The following is a 19,854-nucleotide window of genomic DNA, read 5'->3' on the forward strand; positions in this document are numbered from 1 at the left end:
CTGGCGCAACCGCCACTGCCACCCGAAGCGTCACTTCGCCGTCAACTCCAAGATCCGCCGACCGGATTACCTACCCAACGTTGCTTGATGCGGCACTAGCGTGGGTTCCGTGCGCCTGCTGAGGACACCGGACGACCGGTTCACGGACCTGCCCGACTTCGCCTTCGAGCCTCGCTACGCCGAACTCGCCGACCCCTACGGCGGCGTGATCAGAGTGGGGTACGTGGAGGCCGGGCCGTCCGACGGGCCGCCGGTGCTCCTGCTGCACGGCGAGCCCAGCTGGTCGTTCCTGTACCGGAAGATGCTGCCGGTACTGGCCGCGGCGGGGCTGCGCGCGATCGCACCGGACCTGGTCGGCTTCGGCCGTTCGGACAAGCCGGGCGATCAGGCGGACCACACCTACGCCCGGCACGTCGAATGGATGCGCGGCTTCGCGTTCGACGCCCTGGACCTGCGGGACGTGACGCTGGTCGGCCAGGACTGGGGCGGCCTGATCGGCCTGCGCCTGGTCGCCGCGGAGCCGTCCCGGTTCTCGCGCGTGGTCGCGGCGAACACGGGCCTGCCGACCGGCGACGTCGACATGCCGGCGGTGTGGCATTCGTTCCGGGAGGCGGTGGGGAAGGCGCCGGTGCTGGACATCGGACGGTTCGTCCAGTCGGGCTGTGCCGCTCCGCTGCCGCCTTCGGTGCGGGCGGCGTACGACGCGCCGTTCCCGAACGAGATGTACAAGGCCGGCCCGCGGGCGATGCCTTCGCTGGTGCCGTACCGCCCGGACGACCCGGCGTCCGCGGCCAACCGCGACGCGTGGAAGACGCTGACGGAGCTGGACTTGCCGTTCCTGGTGGCGTTTTCCGACGGCGACCCGATCACGGGCGGCATGGCGCCGGTGCTCCGCCGGGCGATGCGTGGCGCGCAGGGGCTGGAGCACCCGGTGATCGCGGGGGCTGGGCACTTCCTGCAGGAGGACGCCGGCGAGGAGCTGGCCGAGCACGTGGCGCGGTTCGTGCGGGGGTGAGCAGCCCCCGTTTTCCACGCTGGCGGAGGGCACCGACGAAAATCGGCGCCCTCTGCCAGACTCGCCCCCATGGACGGCGTGCTGACCAGCGTGATCGCGATATCCGGAACCTTGGCCGGCTCGAGCCTCACCTACCTGTTCGGGCTGCTGAGCAGCCGGCGAACCGAACGAGTCGCCCGTGACGAGCGGCTTCGGCAGGAGCGGATCAACGCCTACGTGGCGTTCGCGGGAGCGATGACCGAGCTCCGGCAAGCCGTGATCGCGAAGTGGTTCCTCAAACAGCGGGACGACGAGGAGAAGAAGCGCGCCGCGTACACGGAATCGGACAAGCGTGGAGCGGCCGCCGACCATGCCCGGCTCAGGGTGCAGATGCTCACCGACGACGCCGAGCTTCTTCGTCTCGCCGATGCCGCCTTCGAGCCTATCGACGGGCTGCACGACGCTTCGGATCTGACCACGCTGCGGAAGCACGAAGAACTGAGCCAAGCGACCCTGTCCGCGTTCATCGAAGCCGCCGGACGGCGGGTTCGGTAACCACGGAGCCCCGGGTTCGCCGGATTGTGACTACGGACGGCGGCGTATCGGGGTTGCGGAAAGGGCTGGGTGGGGTGCTGGTCATGCCGTCAGCGTGCCGTTCACGCCGGTGAGGAACCCTGCCGAAGCAGCCCCCGTTTTCCACGCTGGCGGAGGGCACCGACGGAATCGGTGCCCTCCGCCGGCGTTGTCCACAGCCACCGTCGGCGGACGGAGTTGTCCACAGTCGCGGGCTGCGGTGATGTCCGTGGCCCCGGAACTGTCGGTGTCCCTCGCTAGGCTGGAACCGGGGGCTGCTCAGGTGGCTCGACGCCGAACTTCTCGATCATGAACCGCCAGAAGAGCGGGACCGCCTCCGCCGCCGGACGGAAGATCCGGTCGTCGTGGCCCGTGGCGGATCGGTGCTCGATGAACGCGCCGCCCGGGCCCACGTGCCCCGACGACGGTGACCGGACCACGACCACCTCGATCGGCGGCTCCGGCACCGGGTGCGCCGTCACCACCAGGTCGTGCATCGACGTCAGCCCGGCCAGGCGGTGCTTCGCCCCGCACGCCCGCACACTGGCCGCGATCTCCGCCACCGGCGCCAGCTCCGGGTGTTCCGCCGCCAGCGCGTGGAACCTGGCGGCGATCTCGTCCCAGGGAACCACGTCGAAGCGGTGCGGCCACGCCCGCGAGTCCATGCGCATGCGGCCAGTGTGCCAAGTCCTCAGGCGAGCGCCGCGTGCGTTGCCGCCAGGGAGTCCACCAGGATGTCCAGCCCTTCCTGGGCTTCATCGGCAGTGAGGGTCATCGGCGGGCCCAGGCGCAGCACGTTGCCGTGCAACCCGCCCTTGCCGATCAGCAGCCCGCGCTTCTTCGTCTCCTCCAGCATCCGGGCCGCCGCCGCCACGAACGGCTCAGTGGTCCCCGGCTTGATCAGCTCCACGCCGATCATCAGCCCCTTGCCACGGACCTCGGCCACCAGCGGGCAATCACAAGCACGCAGGCCCGAGAGCAGCTGCGCGCCGCGGGCCGCGCAGTTCGCCTGGAGGTCGTGGTCCTTGATGTAGTCCAGCACCGCCGTCGCGCCCGCCATCGACACCGGGTTGCCGCCGAACGTCGAGAACGACTGGGCCTGGAAACAGTCCAGCACATCCGGGCGCGCCACCACGCCACCCACCGCGAGGCCGTTACCCAGGCCCTTCGCGAACGTCATCATGTCCGGCGTCACGCCGTGGGCCTCGATGCCCCAGAAGTGTTCGCCCGTGCGGCCCCAGCCGGTCTGGACCTCGTCCGAGATGAACAGCACCCCGTACGAATCCAGCACCTCCTTCATCGCCCGGAACAGGCCGTCCGGCGGGAGGCTGAACCCGCCCACGCCCTGGATCGGCTCGGCGATCAGGCACGCCACGTCGCCCGCCGTCGCCGTGTCCAGCACGTCCACCAGGTCCGCGACACACGCGTCGATGTAGTCCGCGTCCGACATGTCCCGGAACGGGCTTCGATAGCGGTACCCGCCGTGCACGTAGTTGACCTTGACCGGGCTCAGCGCCGACGCCGACCAGCCGCGGTTGCCGGTGATCGCGACCGTCCCGAACGACCGGCCGTGGTAGGAGTTCCGCATCGCCAGCACCTGGTTGCTGCGGCGGTACTGCGTCGCCAGCATCAGCGCCGTGTCGTTGGCTTCGCTGCCCGAGTTCGTGAAGAACACCTTGGCGTCCGGGATGCCGGACAACGCGGCGATCCGCTCGGCCAGCTCGACCTGGGAGCGGATCAAATACAGCGTCGACGTGTGCAGGATGCCCGTGTCGAGCTGCTTGCGGACCGCGTCGCCGATCTCGGCGACGTCGTAGCCCATCGAGTTGGTCAGCACCCCCGCGAAGAAGTCCAGGTAGGTGCGGCCCTGCGAGTCCGTCATCCGCCGGTCGTGCGCGTGCACGATCTCGATCGGCTCCTCGTAGAGCAGGGACATCCAGCTCGGCATCACTGCGCGGTGGCGGGCCAGCAGCTCGTCGGTCATTCGGACGCCTCCTCTGCGAGTCTCCAAGGAGTATGGGGAGGCCGTGAACAGCGCTTCAACGATCAGACTGTCGGGATAACCCGGTAGGGCCGCACAGTCTGTACGGACTACCCTCTGTCCTCGTGATTGACCCCAGGACTCTGCGCGAAGACCCGGAAGCCGTGCGCGCGTCGCAGCGCGCCCGTGGCGAGGACGAAGGAGTGGTCGACAAGCTGCTCTCCCTCGACTCCCGGCGCCGGTCCTCGATCGCGGCCGCCGACAAGCTGCGCAACGAGCAGAAGCTCCTGGGCAAGCAGATCCCGAAGGCGCCGCCGGAGGAGAAGCAGCGGCTGCTGGCCACGGCCAAGGAGCTCGCCGCGCAGGTCAAGGCCGCCGAAGCCGAGCAGAACACCGCGTCGGAGGAGTTCGACCAGCTCTTCCGCACCGTGGCGAACCTCGTCCACCCGGACGCGCCGGTCGGCGGCGAGGACGACTACGCCGTCGTCAAGCACGTCGGCGAGCCGACGAAGCTCGGCTTCACCCCGAAGGACCACCTCGAGCTGCTCGAAGGCCTCGGCGGCGTCGACATGGAACGCGGCGCGAAGGTCTCGGGCTCGCGGTTCTACTTCCTCACCGGCGTCGGCGCGCAGCTGCAGCTCGGCCTGCTCAACATGGCCATCGCGCAGGCGCTCGAAAACGGCTTCACGCCGATGATCACGCCGTCGCTGGTGCGCCCGGAGATCATGGCCGGCACCGGCTTCCTCGGGCAGCACTCGAGCGAGATCTACCACCTCGAGGACGACGACCTCTACCTCGTCGGCACGTCGGAGGTGCCGCTGGCCGGCTTCCACTCCGACGAGATCCTCGACCTGACCGACGCCAAGCGGTACGCGGGCTGGTCGTCCTGCTACCGCCGCGAGGCCGGCTCGTACGGCAAGGACACCCGCGGCATCATCCGCGTCCACCAGTTCGACAAGGTGGAGATGTTCGTCTACGCCAAGCCGGAGGACGCCGAGGCGGAGCACGCGCGGCTGCTCGGCTGGGAAGAGGAGATGCTGGCGAAGATCGAGGTGCCCTACCGGGTGATCGACACCGCGACCGGCGACCTCGGCACCTCCGCGCACCGCAAGTTCGACTGCGAGGCGTGGATCCCGACGCAGGAGACCTACCGAGAGCTGACCTCGACGTCGAACTGCACGACGTTCCAGGCCCGCCGCCTCTCGGTCCGCTACCGCGACGAGAACGGCAAGCCGCAGATCGCCGCGACGCTCAACGGCACCCTGGCCACCACCCGCTGGATCGTCGCGATCGTCGAGAACCACCAGCAGGAAGACGGCTCGGTCCGCGTGCCCGAGGCGCTGCGCCCGTTCGTCGGCGGCAAGGAAGTCCTCACCCCCCGCTGAATCGGGCGGATCCGCGGTGCTGCTCCGTTCGTCCCAGTACAGTCCGGGCCGAACGGGAGGACTCATGCGGATGAAGTGGCAGGTCGGGGCGGTCTTGGCGGCCGTGACCGTGGTGACCGGCTGCGCGGTCACCGTCGGCGGCTCGGCGTCGCCGGTGCCCGGTCAGGGGCCGGTGGCCGAGGCCGCCGACGCCTGCTCGCTGCTGAGCCCGGACCAGGTCGAAGCCCTCGGCTACCGGAACCCGGGCCACTCGGTGAAGGCGAAGAAGGAGACCGAGCAGCCGCCGATGTGCCTGTGGAACAGCAAGGACGACGCCGACCCCTCGTCCGTGCTCAACGTCGGCATGACGACGGACATCAACCTGGACGACTACCTGTCGGGCGCGCTTCCGAAGTCGTCGCCCCAGCAGCTCGGCGGTCTCAGCTGGACGCAGTACGCGTCCGTCATCGGCGACGACTGCGTCATGTACACGGTGCTCGGCACGAAGTCCTTCGCGTACGTCAGCGTGTCCGGGCCGCCGATCGAGAAGGCGTGCGAGCTGACGAAAGCGGCCATTCCGCAGGTCGCCGAGCACCTGCCGGGCGGCAGGCCCGCGCCGTCGATCACGCCGTCGAGCTCGTCGAAGCCGGAGCCGGGCGGGCCGCTGCTGTCGGTGGACCCGTGCTCGCTGCTGAAGCCCGGCCAGGTGGCGCAGCTGAAGGACATCGCACCCGACGGCAAGAAGGACACCTCGTCCACGGTCCCGAACGCGACCTACTGCCTGTGGGACGACACCGACGGCGACGACGGCCAGAAGGCGTTCGAGGTCTGGCTCGGCCCGAGCACGCCGGCCGGGGACTGGCCGGGCGTGAAAGGCATCCAGCCGACCGAAACCGTCGACGTCGGCGGCAAGAAGTGGGGCGTGTTCCCGAACAAGGGCGGCCTGCGGGTCACCTGCGGCGCGACCCTGGCCGTCACCGAGACGTCGTCGGTGCAGGTGGTCAGCGGGTTCATCGGCGACGACACCAAGACGTGCGACCTCGTGAAGCAGGGCTTGCCGCTGGTGACCGCGAACCTGCCGGGTTAGCTGTCCGAAGACACCTGGTCCGCGATGTGGCGCGCGATCTCGAGCGCGCTCGTCGCGGCCGGCGACGGCGCGTTCAGGACGTGCACCTGGTCGCGGGCGGTCTCGATGAGGAAGTCGTCGACGAGCGAGCCGTCGCGGCGCATCGCCTGGGCGCGCACGCCGGAGCCGTGGCGGACGATGTCGGCTTCGGTGACGGCCGGGACGAGCCGGGCGAGGCTCGCGGCGAACCGCTTCTTCGAGAACGACCGCCGGACCTCGTCGAGCCCGGTCGGGAACGCGTACTTGCGCGCGAGCCGCCAGATTCCCGGGAAGGCCGCGACCTCGGCGACGTCCTTCGCGGAGAAGTCGGCCCAGCGGTAGCCCTCGCGGCGCAACGCGAGCACGGCGTTCGGGCCGGCGTGGACACTGCCGTCGAGCATGCGGGTGAGGTGCACGCCGAGGAACGGCAGCGTCGGGTCCGGCACCGGGTAGATCAGGCCCTTGACCAGGTGCCGCCGGTCCGGCTTGAGCTCGTAGTACTCGCCGCGGAAGGGCACGATCCGCGCGGACGGCGTCAGCCCGGCCAGCCGCGCGACGCGGTCGGAGTGCAGGCCCGCGCAGTTGACGAGCCCGTCGGCGACGACGACGTCGCTGCCCGTGGCGACCTCGACGCCGCCGTTGGCGCGAGCGCGGATCGCCACCGCGGGACTGTTCAGCCGCAGGTCGACGCCGGCCTCGTCGAGCAGCCGGACGAGCGCCGCGCAGACGCCGGGGAAGTCGATGATCCCGGTCGACTCGACCCGCAGCGCGGCGACGCAGGCCACCTCGGGCTCGTACTCACGGGCTTCGGCGGGGGAGATCTTCTTCGCCGGGACGCCGTTCGCCTCGGCCCGTTCGGCGAGGGTCTCGAGGGCGGGGATCTCCTTCTCGTCGGTGGCGACGACGAGCTTCCCGCACACCTCGACGGGCACGCCGTACTGGCGCGCGAAGTCGACGATGGACCGGTTCCCGGCGACCGACATCCGCGCCTTGAAGGAGCCCGGCTTGTAGTAGAGCCCGGCGTGGACGACGTTCGAGTTGTGCCCGGTCTGGTGCGCCGCCCAGTGGGACTCCTTCTCCAGCACGGTGACGTCCAGTCCGCGCCTGGTCAGCTCCCAGGCCACGGCCAGACCGACGATCCCGCCCCCGACGACTACGACGTTGCGCACGATCGACCAGGCTACGCGAGCGGGGAAGGGGAAGGATCAGCGGCTGAGCCGGTCACCTCCGCCAGCCCGGCCGTGGTCAGCGCTTTCTGGGCACTCATCCCCAAGCCGGCGCCGTAGGCGTGCTCGAATCCCGCCGCCCCCAGCGACTCGCGCACGCGGGCCCGCACCGCCGAGGTGTCGAGGTCGCCGGCGATCGGCGTCCCGCGCATCCCCGCCGCCGCGCCCAGCAGCACCGCCGCCCGCGCCGGCTCGGCCGCGGCTCCCGCCAAGCCCTCCAACGCGGACGCCACCACGTCACTCGCGTGCCGCTGACGGCCCAGCACCAACGCGTCGCGGTGCCACGCGGCCGCTTCGGCGGCCCGGCCTTCCGCCAGCGCGAGCCAGCCCAGGGAGACCAACGCCATCGCCCGGACCGTCTCCGCCGAGAACGAGCCGGCCCGGCACTCCGCCAACGCGCGCTCGCACCACTCCCGCGCCGTCGCCGGATCGCCTTCGTGACGGGCCAGGTTCGCCAGCCCGACGTACGCCGCCGCGCGCGACTCCGGCATTCCCGTGCGACGGGCCGTCGCCGCCGCCAGTTCGTAGTCCCGGCGGGCACCGGCGAAGTCACCGGACAGCAGCCGCGTCCCGGCGCGGCGGACGATGAGATCCGCGACGTCGTCCATCGCGCCGATCTCGTGCATCAGGCCCAGTGCCTCGTCCATCATCGGCAGGGCGGCGTCGTACTCGCCGCGCCAGGTCAGCAGCTGCGACAGGTGGTCGAGCGCCATCGACAGGCCCCACCGCTCGCCCAGCGCCCGGAACTGCGCCGCCCCTTCGCGCAGCCCTTCCTCGGCCGCGGCCAGGTCGCCCGTCGTCATCCCCCGCAGGCCCATCCCCATCGGCAGCAGTGCCCAAATCCACGGGTCGCCGTGGGCCAGCAGCGCTTCGCCGCGGCCGAGCAGCTGCTCGTCGTCATCCGGCGGGCCGGCGACCACGCCCAGCAGCATCACCAGGATCGGGTTCCGGGGTGCCCAGTCCACGTCCACCGCGTACCGGTGGACCATCGGCAGGTACTGCTCCAGGGACTCGTCCGGCTGCCCGGACAGCGCCCCGAGGACGCACACCAGGAACTCTTCGACGTACTCCTCGCGCAGGTCCGGCGAGCACCGCGAGACGACCGCCTGCGACAGCCCGGCGCCCTCGAACCGCCGCCCGCGCATCCACCAGTACATCGCCAGCGGCGGCACGAGCCGCAGGGCGAGCGTGACGTCGTTTTCGGTCGCCCAGCGCAGGGCGGCCAGGAGGTTGTCGTACTCGGCGTCGATCCGCGCCAACCAGTCCAGCTGGGCCGCCGTCCGCAGCATCGGGTCCGCTTCTTCGGCGAAGCGCAGGAAGTACTCGGCGTGCGCGCGGTGGAACGTCGTCGTTTCGCCCGCTTCGGCGAGCTTTTCCGCGCCGAACGCGCGGATCGTCTCCAGCATCCGGAACCGCCCGCCGACGGCCTCCACCAGCGACTTGTCGGCCAGTTCGAACAGCAGGCCGTCGTCTGCGCCGCACACTTCGGCGGCGGCCGCGGTGGTCGCGCCGCCGGAAAACACCGTCAGTCTCCTGGCCAGCTCGCGCTCCTCGGCGCCGAGGAGGTCCCAGCTCCACTCGACGACGCCGCGCAACGAGCGGTGCCGCGCCTCCGCCGTCCGGCTGCCGCGGGCGAGGAGCCGGAAGCGGTCGTCGAGCCGGACGGCGATCTCGCCGAGCGGCAGGGTCCGGACGCGCGCCGCGGCCAGCTCCAGGGCCAGCGGCAGGCCGTCGAGGGCCGCGCAGATGTGCTGGACGTCGCCGATCGTCGAGTCGTCGACCGCGAACGCGGGGTCGCTCGCGGCCGCGCGATCGGCGAAGAGCCGGATCGCCGGGAACGCGAGAGCCCGCGCGGCGGGCGTCCCGGGCGGCGGGACGGCCAGCCGCGGCACCGGCGCCAGCTGCTCGCCGGTGATGCCGAGCGGCTCGCGGCTGGTCGCGAGCACCCGAAGACCCGGGCACGCGGCGAGCAGCCGCGCGGTCAGCCGGGCCGCGACGTCGACGACGTGCTCGCAGTTGTCGAGCACCAGCAGCACCGAACGGTCGCGCAACGCGGACGCCAGCCGCTCGACGGGCTCCTGCGGGCCACCGCGTGCGTTCTCGCGCAGACCGAGCGCGGTCACCACCGCGCCGACGACGTCGGCGCTCCCGTGCGGCGCGAGCTCGACGAACGCCACTGCCCCCGCTTCGGCCGCGGCGATCTCGACGGCCAGCCGGGTCTTGCCGGTGCCGCCCGGCCCGGTCAGCGTGACGAGCCGGTTGCGCGCCAGCAGTTCTGCGCCCAGCCGCAGCTCGTCGGCGCGGCCGACGAAGCTGGTCAGCTGCGCGGGCAGCGCCGGGATCACCGGCTGTTCGGTTTCGCCGCGGAGCACCGCGAGGTGGGCTTCGGCGAGTTCCGGGCCGGGGTCGGCGCCCAGTTCGTCGGCCAGGGTGCGGCGGGCGTCTTCGAACGCGGCAAGCGCGTCGGCCGGCCGGCCCGCGGCGGCCAGCGCGCGGACGAGCTGAGCCCGCGGCCGTTCCCGCAGCGGCTGCGCGGCGACGGTCTCCCGCAGTCCGATGAGGACGTCTTCGGCCTGCCCCAGTGCGAGCCGGGCCTCGACGTGGTCGTCCGCCGCGTCCGCCCGCAGCTCCTCGAGCCGCGCGGCCTGGGCGGCGGCGAACGGCGCGTCCGCCAGGTCGCTGAAAGCCGTCCCGCGCCACAACGCCAGCGCCTCGCCGAGCACGTCCGCGGCTCGCGCGTGCTCGCCGTTCTTCAGCAGCGCCCGGCCTTCGCGGGCAAGACGTTCGAAGGCGAGAACGTCCACTTCGTCCGGTTCGACGGCGAGCCGGTACCCGGCCGCGGTGAACTCGACCGGCGCCAGCTCCTTCAACGCCGTCCGCAGGCGCGAGACCTGGGACTGCAGCGCGTTCGCCGCGCCGTCCGGCGGGTGCTCGCCGTACATGCCGTCGATCAGCCGCTCGGCGGGCACGAACCGCCCGGCCTCCAGAGCGAGCAAGGCCAGCAGCATCCGCGACCGCGGGCCGCCGATCGCGACCTGTGCGCCGTCCGCGCGCCACGCGGCGACGGCCCCCAGCACCCCGAATCGCATGCGCCCAGCGTAGGACGTCCTTCGGCGTGCGGTGGGCGTCATGCGAAAGTCGACTTCGGCGTGGTCCTGTGAATCACCTGAGCGTGCGTCTATACACTTCGCCGGGTCCCCACGCAATGGGAGAGGTATGTCGTCCGAGAGCATTGCCCTAGGTCAACCCACCGTGGGCGAAGAGGAGCTCGCCGCCGTCGCCGAGGTCTTCCGGTCCGGGTGGCTGGCCGGCGCCGGACCGGCGTGCCGCCGCTTCGAGGAGCGGTTCGCCCAGGTCACCGGCACGGCGCACGCGTTGACGACCGCGAACTGCGGCTCCGCGCTCTTCCTCGGGCTCAAGGTCCTCGGCGTGCGGCCGGGCGACGAGGTGATCGTCGGCGACTACACCTTTCCGGCGACCGGCCACGCCGTCGTGCAGGCCGGCGCGACGCCGGTGTTCGCCGACATCCGCCCGGACGTCTTCAGCGCCGACCCGGCGCACGTCGAGTCGCTGATCACCCCGAAGACCGTCGGGATCCTCGCCGTCGACGTCGCGGGCCAGCCCGGCGACTTCGACGAGTACCGCGCGATCGCCGACAAGCACGGCCTCTGGCTCTTCGAGGACGCCGCGTGCGCCGCGGGAGCGACCTACAAGACGCGCCCGGCGGGCAGCCTCGCCGACCTCGCCGCGTTCTCCTTCCACGGCCGCAAGGGCATCACCGCCGGCGAGGGCGGCGCGCTCGTCTCCGACCGCGAAGACCTCATCGCCCGCGCCCGCAAGCTGCACACCTACGGCATCGAGCCGGCGATCAGCCGCGAAGGCTCGGACACCCTGCCCATCCCGGAGTTCCACGAGCTGGGGTACAACTTCCGGCTCTCGGACGTCCAGGCCGCGATCATGAACGTCCAGCTCGACCGGCTCCCGGACCTCCTCGCGGCCCGCCGCTCGGTCGCGAAGCGCTATCACGAGGCCTTCGCCGACGTCGAGGCGCTGACCGTCCCGGTCGAACTGCCCGACCGCGAGCACCCCTGGCAGGCCTACCTCCTGACGGTCGCTCCGGAGATCAGCCGCGACACCCTCGCGCTGCGCATCCGCGAACAGGGCGTCCAGTGCAACTTCGGCACCTACGCCTCGCACCTGCAGCCGATCTACGGGCCTCAGGCCCCGCTGCCCGTTTCGGCGGACGCGTTCGCGCGTCAGCTCGCCGTCCCGATGCACGCCAACCTCACCGACGCCCAGGTCACCCGCGTCGCCGAGGTCGTGCGCGAAGCCGTGCAGTCCCTGTCCTGAAGCCACCGACCGAGGAGAATTTGGTGTCCGACAAGAAGGTGCTCTTCACCGGGGGCGGTGGCTTCATCGCCGCGCACGTCATCCCGCTCCTGCTCGAGGGTGGCTACACGGTCCGGATCTTCGACAACATGACCCGCGGCGACCGCGACCGCGTGAACGAGTTCGTGGCGACCGGCAAGGTCGAGCTCGTCGAGAAGGACGTGCGGTACGGCGGCGCGGTGCGCGAGGCGATGCGCGGCTGCACGCACGTCATCCACTTCGCGACGGTGTCGATCAACAAGTCGATCGCCGACCCGCACGAGTCGATCGACATCAACATGATCGGCAACCACAACGTGTTCGCCGCGGCGGCCGACGAGGGCGTCGAGCGGCTGGTGTTCGCTTCGACGGCGTCGGTCTACGGCGACCCGAAGCGGCTGCCGATGCACGAGGACGACGAGCTGCGCCCGCTCACGCCGTACTGCATCTCGAAGCGCGCGGGCGAGGACCTGCTCGGCTTCTACGAGCGCACCAAGGGCCTGTCCTGGAACGCGCTGCGGTTCTTCAACGTGTACGGCCCCGGCCAGAAGATCGAGGCCTACTACACGTCGGTGATCAACCACTTCATCCAGCGGCTGCGCAACGGCCGGCCGCCGATCATCGACGGCCGCGGCGACCAGTCGATGGACTTCGTGCACGTCTCCGACCTCGCGCGGGCCGTCGTCGCGGCCCTGGAGTCGGAGAAGGCGAACGTGCCGATCAACATCGGCACCGGCATCGACACGTCGATCGCGGCGCTGGCCAAGATCCTCATCGAGGCCGTCGGCGTCGACGTCGAGCCGCTGTTCAACGAGCGTGACGTGCTGGTCTCGCGGCGCGCCGCCGACATCAGCCGCGCCCGTGACGTGCTCGGCTGGCAGCCGCTGATCACCGTCGAGGACGGGATGCGGGACCTGGTCAAGGAAACCGAGTGAACGCCGACGTGCTCTTTCCCGCGGAGGCGTCATGAATGCAGCCACCGCGGGCCCTGCCCGAGGACGTGCGATGCGCATCGCGGTGGTGAACAACTTCTTCCCGCCGCGGGTGGGCGGCAGCGCGCACATGGCGGCGTCGCTGGCGGCGCAGTTCGTCCAGGCCGGGCACGAGGTGCTGGCGATCACCGCCGCGTACGGCGAGGCCCCGGCGGAGGAGGAGCGCGACGGCTACCGCGTCGTGCGCCTCCCGGCGGTGAAGATGCCGCAGATCGGCCTGTCGATCGACTTCGACATGAGCTTCGCGTCGCTGCGGCCGGGCAACTGGCGGCGGCTATGGAAGTTGCTGGACGAGTTCAAGCCGGACGCGATCCACCTGCACGGCCAGTTCTTCGACCTGTCCTGGCTGGCCGGGATCTGGGCGCGGCGCCACGGCGTTCCGACGCTGCTGACCATCCACACCTTGCTGATCAGCGACAACAAGCTGTACGGCGGGGTGTTCCGGCTGCTCGACGCGGTGCTCGTGCGGCCGATCTTGAATTACCTGAAGCCGCGTTACGTCATCCTCGACAAGCTGGGCGTCGACTACTGCGTCGAGCGCTACGGCACCAGCGACGCGAACTCGGAGTACTTCCCGATCGCCGTCGACACCGGTCATTTCGCGAAGCCGGTGACGAAGGACGTCCGCGCGGAGCACGGGCTCGGCGACGGGCCGCTGATCGTCTCGCTCGGGCACGTGATCCCGCTGCGCAACCGGCTGCCGCTGATCGAGGCCCTGCCGTCCATTTTGGACAAACACCCCGGCGTCCGGGTGGTCGTGGTCGGCCGCGTCTACCACGACGCGTTCCTGAAGCGCGCCGCCGAGCTGGGCGTCTCGGACGCGCTGGTCGTCACAGGCCCGGTGCCGAAGGAGGACGTTCCGGCGTACTTCGCGGCGGCGGACATCGTGACGCACGACCTCAACGGCGGCTGCGGCACGGCGTCGCTGGAGGCGATGCTGTCCGGCACGGCGACGATCGCGTCGGTCACCGAGGACAACTACCCGGGCATCGAGCTGCGCAACGGCGAGAACGTGCTGCTCGTGCGCCCGGACGATTCGGAAGCCGTGGCCCGCACGGTGATCGAGCTGCTGGACGACCCCGAGCGGCGGGCGTTGATCGCGCAGCGCGAGAGCGAGATGGTGCGGTCGAACTTCGGCCTCGACGTCGTCACCGAGGAACATTTGCGGACCTTCGAGAAGCTGGTGTCGGAAGCCGATGTTCTTCGATGACGAGCGCAGCCACCGGCTGCGCCCGCAGATCCTGACCGAGCTGGTCTCGCAGTACATGAACGACGCCGAGCGGGCGGCGTTCTACGGGCTGCCGTCGACGTGCCGGGTGCGCGAGCGCGTGAAGATCATCAGCCCCGAGAACCTGAAGATGGGCGAGCACTGCTGGATCGGCGAAGGCGCGGCGCTCGACGCGAGCGGCGGCCTGGAGATCGGCGAGCACACGAGCATCGGCCTGAACACGCTGATCTTCACGCATTCGAGCTGGCTCGCCAACATGACGCTGCAGAACCACTCGGGCAGCGACTTGATCGAGCGCAAGCCGGTGAAGATCGGCAAGGGCTGTTTCATCGGCGGTCTGGTGGTGATCATGGCGGGCGTGACGATCGGCGACTTCGCGACGGTGCAGCCGAACTCGGTGGTGGCCAAGGACGTCCCCCCGCGAACGCTGGTGGCGGGCAACCCGGCCCGGGTGTTCCAGCGCTACGACGAGGAGTACATCCAGTCCGAAGTGGAGCGAGTGCGGGCGGAGAACGCCCGCCGCCGGGCGATCGCGGAGGAACGCGGTCAGGCTCCTGGCTGGGGCGCACCTTCGGGCGACTTTTCGGAGTAAGTTTCGCGGGTGACTGGGGAATCCGCTGCGGGACGTCCTGACGACCGCTTGCCGTCCGTTCTGCGCTTCACGACCGAACTGGTCGCCTGGGTGGCCACGCCGTGGGCGCTGGCCGGGTATTCGTGGCTGCTCGCGGTGCTGTCCGTGGTGGTCCTGATCGGCCTCCCGACGTGCTTCTCGACGCCGGGTGACAAGGCGAAGGTGATCGTCGCGGTGCCGGGCCGGGTGACGATCCTGCTGGTGCTGCTGCAGCTGATCGCCGCGGTGGCCAGTTCGTGGCTCGCCTGGCCGACATGGGCGGCGACCGCGGTGACCGTGCTGGCGGCCGCCACGGTGGTCACCGAACGGCAGCGCTGGCGGTGGCTCGCCGCTCGCCGAAGTGGATGACGGCGGCGCCGGCTTCGTCGCCGACGCCGCCGTCGCGGAGCCGCCCCGACACGCTGTGACCTCAGGTCGGCAGGCATGCGGCGGCGAAGAGGGCCCCCGAGTTGCGTCCGGAGGACAATTTAGCTCCCGGTAACCCGTCGTGGGGTTGCGGTTACGCAACGTTTCAATCGCCTCCCGCGTACGCTGGGAACGTTGAAGAGGCAACCTTCCCGCCGCCCGCCCGTCAGGGAAAAGGGACGAAAGAGGTGACGCATGGCGCGCGGCGACGAGGAGTTCGCGGAGTTCGTCCGCGTTTCGTCGGCCCGGCTCACCCACGCCGCGTACCTGCTCACCGGTGACCGCCACCAGGCGGAGGACGCCGCCCAGACCGCCTTCACCCGCACCTACGCGGCCTGGTCGCGGGTCCGGCACAAGGACGCCTACGGCTACGCCCGCACCGTCCTGGTCAACCACGTCATCGACGGCTGGCGGCGCCCCATCCGCGAGTACGCCACCGAAGCCATGCCCGAGCAGCATGACCGCCTCGACGTCGACAAGGCCGTCACCCAGCGCGCGTGGCTCACCGCCGTGCTCAAGAAGCTGACCGACCGCGAACGCGCCGTCGTCGTGCTGCGCCACTTCTTCGACCTGCCCGAGGCCGACGTCGCCCGTGAGCTGGGCGTTTCGCTGGGTACCGTGAAGAGCACGAATTCGCGGGCGCTGGCCAAGCTGCGGGTCGAGGTCGGCCCGGAGGACACGCTGATCGGAGGGAGCGGGCGATGAACGATCTCGACGACTTCCGCGCCGCCCTCCGGCAGCCGCCCGACGAGCCCTTCGCCGAGCCCGACCTGGCCAAGATCATGGCCGACGGCACGCGGCTCCGGCGCCGACGCCGTGTGCTGACCGGCGCCGCCGGGATCGCCGCCGCGGCCGCCGTCGTGCTCGTCGTGGTGTTCGCCGTCCAGCTGCGGCAGCCGGCACCCGCGCCGGTCGCGCAGCCGCCCCGGCCGGCCTTGTCGACGGCGGCCTCGGCGCCGACGCCCACCGAGCAGGCGATCGGGGACGTCGTCAGCACCGGGATCCGGACCGCTTCCGGGGAACTCGTCCTCTACGCGCGGGCCTTCGATCTGCCCGAGCTGCCGGACGTCCGCTTCGGTCTGGTGGCCGGCGTCCGGTCCGGGACCTCGCTGCAGGCCCTGATGGTGACGAACGAGCTCCGCGGCTCCGATCGCTCGTTCGGCTTCCACGCCACGGACGGCGGCGAGATCATCGGCAACCAGGTCATCCCGGTCTTCGGCTACTTCGCCGGCCCCGCGGCGAGGATCACCACCACCGTCCACGGCGCCACGGTCGAAGCCAAGCTGGCGAAGTGGACCGCCGACCAGAACGTGGTCTTCTTCTGGTTCGACCCCGCCCAGGTCCCGGACTCCACGTCGCTGACCCCGCTCATCGCGTACGACGGCAACGGCAAGCGCCTCACCAAGTAGGCGGTACCCGCCCACCCGATGCGGGCGTAAGAACCCCACCGTGACCTCTCGACGAGCGTTCCTCACCGCATCGGCCGCCGCCGGAATGCTGGCCGCCGTCCCGGCCGGCGCCGCCGAACTCGGCGACCGCGGGCCCGGTGTCCCGGTCCGCCCGCAGCGTCCCGACGCCGAGTTGCGGGCCTTGCTCCGCCAGGTCGACGAACGGCGGATCGAAGCGACCGTCCGGCGGCTGGCCGCGTTCGGCACCCGGCACACGCTGTCCGCCCAGAACGACCCGGTTCGCGGCATCGGCGCCGCCCGCGACTGGCTCTTCGCGCAGTTCCAGCAGGTCGCGGCGGCTTCCGGGGGACGGCTGAGCGTCGCACTGCAGTCGTACGTCCAGCCGCCCGCCGACCGGATCCCGACGCCGACGACCATCACGAACGTCGTCGCGACGCTGCACGGGTCCACCGATCCCGGCCGCGTGTACGTCGTTTCGGGCCACTACGATTCCCGCCGCTCCGACGTCATGGACTTCACCGGCGACGCGCCGGGCGCGGACGACGACGCTTCGGGCGTCGCGGTCTCGCTGGAGCTGGCCCGCGTGCTCTCGACGCGGCAGCCGGCCGCGACGATCGTCTTCGCCGCCGTCGCGGGCGAGGAACAGGGTCTCTACGGCTCGCGGTACCTGGCGCAGCAGTTCAAGGCGGCCGGCACCGACGTCCAGGCGATGTTCACCGACGACATCGTCGGCTCGAGCCGCGCCGACGACGGCACGCGCGACCCGTTGACGATCCGTCTCTTCGCCGAAGGCGTCCCGACGGCGGAGACGCCGGCCGAGGCGAACCTGCGGCGCAGCATCGGCGGCGAGAACGACTCCCCGCCGCGGCAGCTGGCCCGGTTCGTCAGGTCGGTGGCGGAGAACGACGCGACCGGCATGACCGTCCGGGTGATCTACCGGCGCGACCGCTACCTGCGCGGCGGCGACCACATCGGATTCCTGGAGCAGGGTTACCCGGCGGCGCGGTTCACCGAGCCGAACGAGGACTTCGCGCACCAGCACCAGGACGTCCGCGTCGAAAACGGCGTCCAGTACGGCGATCTCGCGGAGTTCTGCGACTTCCCGTTCATCGCGCGGGTGGCGCGGGTGAACGGCGCCGCGCTGTGGTCACTCGCGACGGCGCCGGGCACGCCGAAGGGCGTCAAGATCCGCACGGCGGCGCTGACGAACGACTCCGAGCTGCTCTGGACCGCCACGCCCGGTGCGACGAGCTACGAGGTCCTCTGGCGTGAGACGACGGCCCCGGACTGGGAGCACGCCATCGACGTCGGCCCGGCGCTGACGGCGAAGGTCGACCTGTCGAAGGACAACGTCTTCTTCGGCGTCCGCGCGGTGGGCTCCGGCGGACGCCGGAGCCCGGCCGCGTTCCCGGTGCCGGTGAGCTAGGCCGCGGCCTGCGTCAGGACCTGCTCGACGACGTGGTGCGACGGCAGGATCAGGTCGCGCTCGGTGTCGGCGTCGATCTTGCCCTCGAGGAGGTCGCAGAACCGGTCCAGCTGGGTGGCCAGGGGCTCCCGGGCCGTGACGAGCTCCGGGATCTCGATGACCGTCTGCTGCCGGTAGCCGAGGCCGTCCGGGGTGACGGAGTCGTGCGAGACGTGCCGGTAGATCGTGACGTCGCGGCGCAGCAGGTCGATCTCGATCAGCCGGTCCAGCTCCGAAACCACGAGCGACCGGACCTTCTTCTGGCCCAGCCGCGACGCCGACACCGTGGCCAGGCCGGTCGGGAACGACAGCACCGTCTCGATGGTGTCCTCGGCGCCCTCGACCGACTGCGGGTGGAAGTACCCCGCGCCGGACGTCACGCGCGACGGCGTCGCCCCGCCGAAGAACTGGATCGCCAGGTCGACGTCGTGCACCAGCAGGTCCCATGCGACGCCGGTCTTGATGCGCGGCGCGTACGGGCCGTGGCGGCGCGCCATCAGGTGCACGGGTTCGTTCACCAGCGCCCGCGCGGTCATGACCGCCGGGTTGTAGCGCTCCAGCAGCCCGCACATCAGCGGGACGCCCTTGGACGCCGACAGCGAGACGATCTCCTGCGACTTCTCGAAGCTGTTGCAGACCGGCTTTTCCACCAGCATCGGCTTGCCCTGGCCGAGGATCTCCTGCGCCAGGTCGTAGTGCGCCTCGGTGGCCGACGCCAGCACGACGGCGTCCACATCGGACAGTGAGCCGATCTCCGGCGTCCACTGGGTTTCGTACCGGTCGGCGACGGCCTTGCCCGCCTCCTCGCGCGGATCGATCACGCGGACCAGGTCGACACGTTCGTTGCCGGCGAGCACGCGGGCGTGCAGCGACCCCATGTTCCCGGTCCCGACAAGAGCGATCCGATGCGTCATGCGCCCAGTACCTCGCGAACGGTTTCGATGATGGTGTCCAGGTCGGACTCGGTCAGGTGCGGGTGCACCGGCAGCGAAAGCGCCTGCTCGGCGACGGACTTCGCGACCGGGAAGTCCTCGACGCGCGCGCCCGGGATCAGGTCGTGACCCGCGTAGCAGTCGTAGTCGAAGACGATCTTGGGGTAGTAGATGCCGTTGCCGATGCCGCGCTCGGTGAGCGCCGCGGCCAGCTCGTCACGCGAGAGGAACGCGTGCGGCCCGACCAGCACGGTGTACTGGTGCCACACGTGCTCGCGGCCCGGCAGCACCTGCGGGACGTCCAGACCAGGCGTCCCCGCGAGGCCCTCCGAGAGGCGCTTCGCGTTCGCCTGGCGGGCGGCGGTCAGCTGGTCGAGCTTCGCCAGCTGCGGGATGCCGACGGCCGCGTGCAGGTCGGTCATCCGGTAGTTGTGCCCGGCGACCTCGTACTGGTAGCGGGCGCGCATGCCCTGGTTGCGCAGCACGCGCAGCTTGTCGGCCAGCGCGTCGTCGTCCGTGGTGATGACGCCGCCTTCGGCCGTGGTGATGTTCTTCGTCGCGTACAGCGAGAAGCAGCCGATGCCGAACGAACCGGCCGGCTTGCCCTCGAACGACGCGCCGACGGCCTGCGCCGAGTCCTCGATGACCTGGAGGCCGTGCTCGGCGGCCAGGGGAGCGAGCTTGCCCATGTCCGCGGTCTGGCCGTAGAGGTGCACCGGCATGAGGACCTTCGTGCGGTCCGTCACGGCCTTGGCGACGGCGTCGGGGTCGATCGCGAAGTCGTCGCGCCGGATGTCGGCGAACCGGACGGTCGCGCCCGCCTCGAGGATCGCGTTGAGCGTCGCGACGAAGGTGAACGGCGAGGTGATGACCTCGTCACCCGGCTTCAGGTCGAGCACCTGGAGGGCGGCGACCAGCGCGGTCGTCCCGTTGTTGACCGCGATCGCGTGCTTCGTCCCGGAGACCGCCGCGAAGGCGTCTTCGAAGCGCTTGACCATCGGTCCCTGTGCGATGGCGCCGGAGCGCAGCACCTCGACGACGAGGTCCTCCGCGTCGCGGACGTCGACCACAGTGATGGGGATCATGGGCAGTCTCTCTCGGCAGGCGATTTCGGCGCGTCCGGTACAGTGAGCCGCCGGTTCTGCGCCCGGCCGCCCTGCAGCAACGCGGGCCACACGTTA

18 protein-coding genes are annotated in these 19,854 nt (G+C 71.0%); 12 read left to right on the top strand and 6 right to left on the bottom strand.

All coding sequences use genetic code 11. The annotated features are described in order from the left end of the window. Positions 1 to 109 precede the first annotated feature (109 nt). Together AB0G28_RS38755 and AB0G28_RS38760 are read left to right on the top strand one after the other, a co-directional pair. Positions 110 to 1,015 (top strand): haloalkane dehalogenase, encoded by a 906-nt coding sequence (locus AB0G28_RS38755; RefSeq protein WP_361101421.1) that lies wholly within the window; start codon positions 110 to 112, stop codon positions 1,013 to 1,015. A gap of 69 nt (positions 1,016 to 1,084) precedes the next feature. After that, positions 1,085 to 1,549 carry a hypothetical protein gene (locus AB0G28_RS38760; RefSeq protein ID WP_361101424.1) on the top strand — a complete coding sequence of 155 codons (465 nt, stop codon included), beginning with the start codon at positions 1,085 to 1,087 and terminating at the stop codon, positions 1,547 to 1,549. Positions 1,550 to 1,824: 275 nt separating this feature from the next. Here AB0G28_RS38760 and AB0G28_RS38765 read toward each other — a convergent pair whose 3' ends face one another. Next, positions 1,825 to 2,238, bottom strand: a complete 414-nt coding sequence (locus AB0G28_RS38765) for a hypothetical protein (protein ID WP_361101427.1) — start codon at positions 2,236 to 2,238, stop codon at positions 1,825 to 1,827. 20 nt (positions 2,239 to 2,258) lie between these two features. Further along, positions 2,259 to 3,551 carry an aspartate aminotransferase family protein gene (locus tag AB0G28_RS38770; RefSeq protein WP_361101430.1) on the bottom strand — a complete coding sequence of 431 codons (1,293 nt, stop codon included), beginning with the start codon at positions 3,549 to 3,551 and terminating at the stop codon, positions 2,259 to 2,261. 122 nt (positions 3,552 to 3,673) lie between these two features. On the opposite strand from AB0G28_RS38770, the gene serS reads away from it, so the two are divergent. Continuing rightward, complete coding sequence (serS, locus tag AB0G28_RS38775; RefSeq protein WP_361101433.1) at positions 3,674 to 4,933, top strand: serine--tRNA ligase; 1,260 nt, start codon at positions 3,674 to 3,676, stop codon at positions 4,931 to 4,933. A gap of 64 nt (positions 4,934 to 4,997) precedes the next feature. After that, positions 4,998 to 5,999 (top strand): DUF3558 family protein, encoded by a 1,002-nt coding sequence (locus AB0G28_RS38780; protein WP_361101436.1) that lies wholly within the window; start codon positions 4,998 to 5,000, stop codon positions 5,997 to 5,999. Here the strand turns inward: AB0G28_RS38780 and lhgO are convergent. Both lhgO and AB0G28_RS38790 read right to left on the bottom strand, forming a co-directional pair. Next, positions 5,996 to 7,186: an L-2-hydroxyglutarate oxidase gene (gene lhgO / locus AB0G28_RS38785; RefSeq protein ID WP_361101439.1), complete on the bottom strand. Its 1,191-nt coding sequence runs from the start codon at positions 7,184 to 7,186 to the stop codon at positions 5,996 to 5,998. The two genes, AB0G28_RS38780 and lhgO, sit on opposite strands and share 4 nt — an antisense overlap. A gap of 11 nt (positions 7,187 to 7,197) precedes the next feature. Then, the gene (locus AB0G28_RS38790; RefSeq protein ID WP_361101442.1) at positions 7,198 to 10,332 is read right to left on the bottom strand and encodes a BTAD domain-containing putative transcriptional regulator; all 3,135 of its coding nucleotides are present in this window, start codon (positions 10,330 to 10,332) and stop codon (positions 7,198 to 7,200) included. Between the two features lie 127 nt (positions 10,333 to 10,459). Here AB0G28_RS38790 and AB0G28_RS38795 point away from each other — a divergent pair, with 127 nt between their 5' ends. From AB0G28_RS38795 to AB0G28_RS38830, 8 genes are all read left to right on the top strand, one after another. Continuing rightward, a complete protein-coding gene (locus AB0G28_RS38795; protein WP_361101445.1) occupies positions 10,460 to 11,593 on the top strand; it encodes a DegT/DnrJ/EryC1/StrS family aminotransferase in 1,134 nt (377 codons plus the stop codon). 23 nt (positions 11,594 to 11,616) lie between these two features. After that, positions 11,617 to 12,546, top strand: coding sequence for an NAD-dependent epimerase/dehydratase family protein (locus AB0G28_RS38800; protein ID WP_361101448.1), 930 nt, complete (start codon positions 11,617 to 11,619; stop codon positions 12,544 to 12,546). Positions 12,547 to 12,616: 70 nt separating this feature from the next. Further along, on the top strand, positions 12,617 to 13,813 hold the full coding sequence (locus tag AB0G28_RS38805; protein ID WP_361101451.1) for a glycosyltransferase family 4 protein: 1,197 nt from the start codon (positions 12,617 to 12,619) through the stop codon (positions 13,811 to 13,813). Further along, positions 13,800 to 14,423, top strand: a complete 624-nt coding sequence (locus tag AB0G28_RS38810) for an acyltransferase (RefSeq protein WP_361101453.1) — start codon at positions 13,800 to 13,802, stop codon at positions 14,421 to 14,423. The genes AB0G28_RS38805 and AB0G28_RS38810 overlap by 14 nt, the downstream gene beginning before the upstream one ends. Positions 14,424 to 14,432: 9 nt before the next feature. After that, positions 14,433 to 14,810, top strand: coding sequence for a hypothetical protein (locus AB0G28_RS38815; RefSeq protein WP_361101456.1), 378 nt, complete (start codon positions 14,433 to 14,435; stop codon positions 14,808 to 14,810). Positions 14,811 to 15,062: 252 nt separating this feature from the next. Next, positions 15,063 to 15,572, top strand: coding sequence for a SigE family RNA polymerase sigma factor (locus tag AB0G28_RS38820; RefSeq protein WP_361101458.1), 510 nt, complete (start codon positions 15,063 to 15,065; stop codon positions 15,570 to 15,572). Further along, positions 15,569 to 16,276, top strand: coding sequence for a hypothetical protein (locus tag AB0G28_RS38825; protein WP_361101461.1), 708 nt, complete (start codon positions 15,569 to 15,571; stop codon positions 16,274 to 16,276). Before AB0G28_RS38820 ends, AB0G28_RS38825 begins: the two co-directional genes overlap by 4 nt. An 85-nt stretch (positions 16,277 to 16,361) precedes the next feature. Then, a complete protein-coding gene (locus AB0G28_RS38830) occupies positions 16,362 to 17,702 on the top strand; it encodes a M20/M25/M40 family metallo-hydrolase (protein ID WP_361101555.1) in 1,341 nt (446 codons plus the stop codon). Here the strand turns inward: AB0G28_RS38830 and AB0G28_RS38835 are convergent. Both AB0G28_RS38835 and AB0G28_RS38840 read right to left on the bottom strand, forming a co-directional pair. Next, positions 17,699 to 18,655 carry a Gfo/Idh/MocA family oxidoreductase gene (locus tag AB0G28_RS38835; protein ID WP_361101464.1) on the bottom strand — a complete coding sequence of 319 codons (957 nt, stop codon included), beginning with the start codon at positions 18,653 to 18,655 and terminating at the stop codon, positions 17,699 to 17,701. The genes AB0G28_RS38830 and AB0G28_RS38835 overlap by 4 nt on opposite strands. Then, entirely contained in the window at positions 18,652 to 19,758 is a 1,107-nt protein-coding gene (locus AB0G28_RS38840; protein WP_361101467.1) for a DegT/DnrJ/EryC1/StrS family aminotransferase, read from the bottom strand. Before AB0G28_RS38840 ends, AB0G28_RS38835 begins: the two co-directional genes overlap by 4 nt. Positions 19,759 to 19,854 lie beyond the last annotated feature (96 nt).

Source organism: Amycolatopsis sp. NPDC021455, assembly GCF_040640995.1.
GTDB lineage: Bacteria > Actinomycetota > Actinomycetes > Mycobacteriales > Pseudonocardiaceae > Amycolatopsis.

Coding starts and splice junctions, on each gene's coding strand:
- AB0G28_RS38765 (WP_361101427.1), bottom strand. CDS start 2,238: ATGCGCATGGACTCGCGGGCGTGGCCGCACCGCTTCGACGTGGTTCCC.
- AB0G28_RS38760 (WP_361101424.1), top strand. CDS start 1,085: ATGGACGGCGTGCTGACCAGCGTGATCGCGATATCCGGAACCTTGGCC.
- AB0G28_RS38770 (WP_361101430.1), bottom strand. CDS start 3,551: ATGACCGACGAGCTGCTGGCCCGCCACCGCGCAGTGATGCCGAGCTGG.
- AB0G28_RS38830 (WP_361101555.1), top strand. CDS start 16,362: ATGCTGGCCGCCGTCCCGGCCGGCGCCGCCGAACTCGGCGACCGCGGG.
- AB0G28_RS38820 (WP_361101458.1), top strand. CDS start 15,063: ATGGCGCGCGGCGACGAGGAGTTCGCGGAGTTCGTCCGCGTTTCGTCG.
- AB0G28_RS38825 (WP_361101461.1), top strand. CDS start 15,569: ATGAACGATCTCGACGACTTCCGCGCCGCCCTCCGGCAGCCGCCCGAC.
- AB0G28_RS38805 (WP_361101451.1), top strand. CDS start 12,617: ATGCGCATCGCGGTGGTGAACAACTTCTTCCCGCCGCGGGTGGGCGGC.
- AB0G28_RS38795 (WP_361101445.1), top strand. CDS start 10,460: ATGTCGTCCGAGAGCATTGCCCTAGGTCAACCCACCGTGGGCGAAGAG.
- AB0G28_RS38790 (WP_361101442.1), bottom strand. CDS start 10,332: ATGCGATTCGGGGTGCTGGGGGCCGTCGCCGCGTGGCGCGCGGACGGC.
- AB0G28_RS38780 (WP_361101436.1), top strand. CDS start 4,998: ATGCGGATGAAGTGGCAGGTCGGGGCGGTCTTGGCGGCCGTGACCGTG.
- AB0G28_RS38835 (WP_361101464.1), bottom strand. CDS start 18,655: ATGACGCATCGGATCGCTCTTGTCGGGACCGGGAACATGGGGTCGCTG.
- AB0G28_RS38840 (WP_361101467.1), bottom strand. CDS start 19,758: ATGATCCCCATCACTGTGGTCGACGTCCGCGACGCGGAGGACCTCGTC.
- AB0G28_RS38810 (WP_361101453.1), top strand. CDS start 13,800: ATGTTCTTCGATGACGAGCGCAGCCACCGGCTGCGCCCGCAGATCCTG.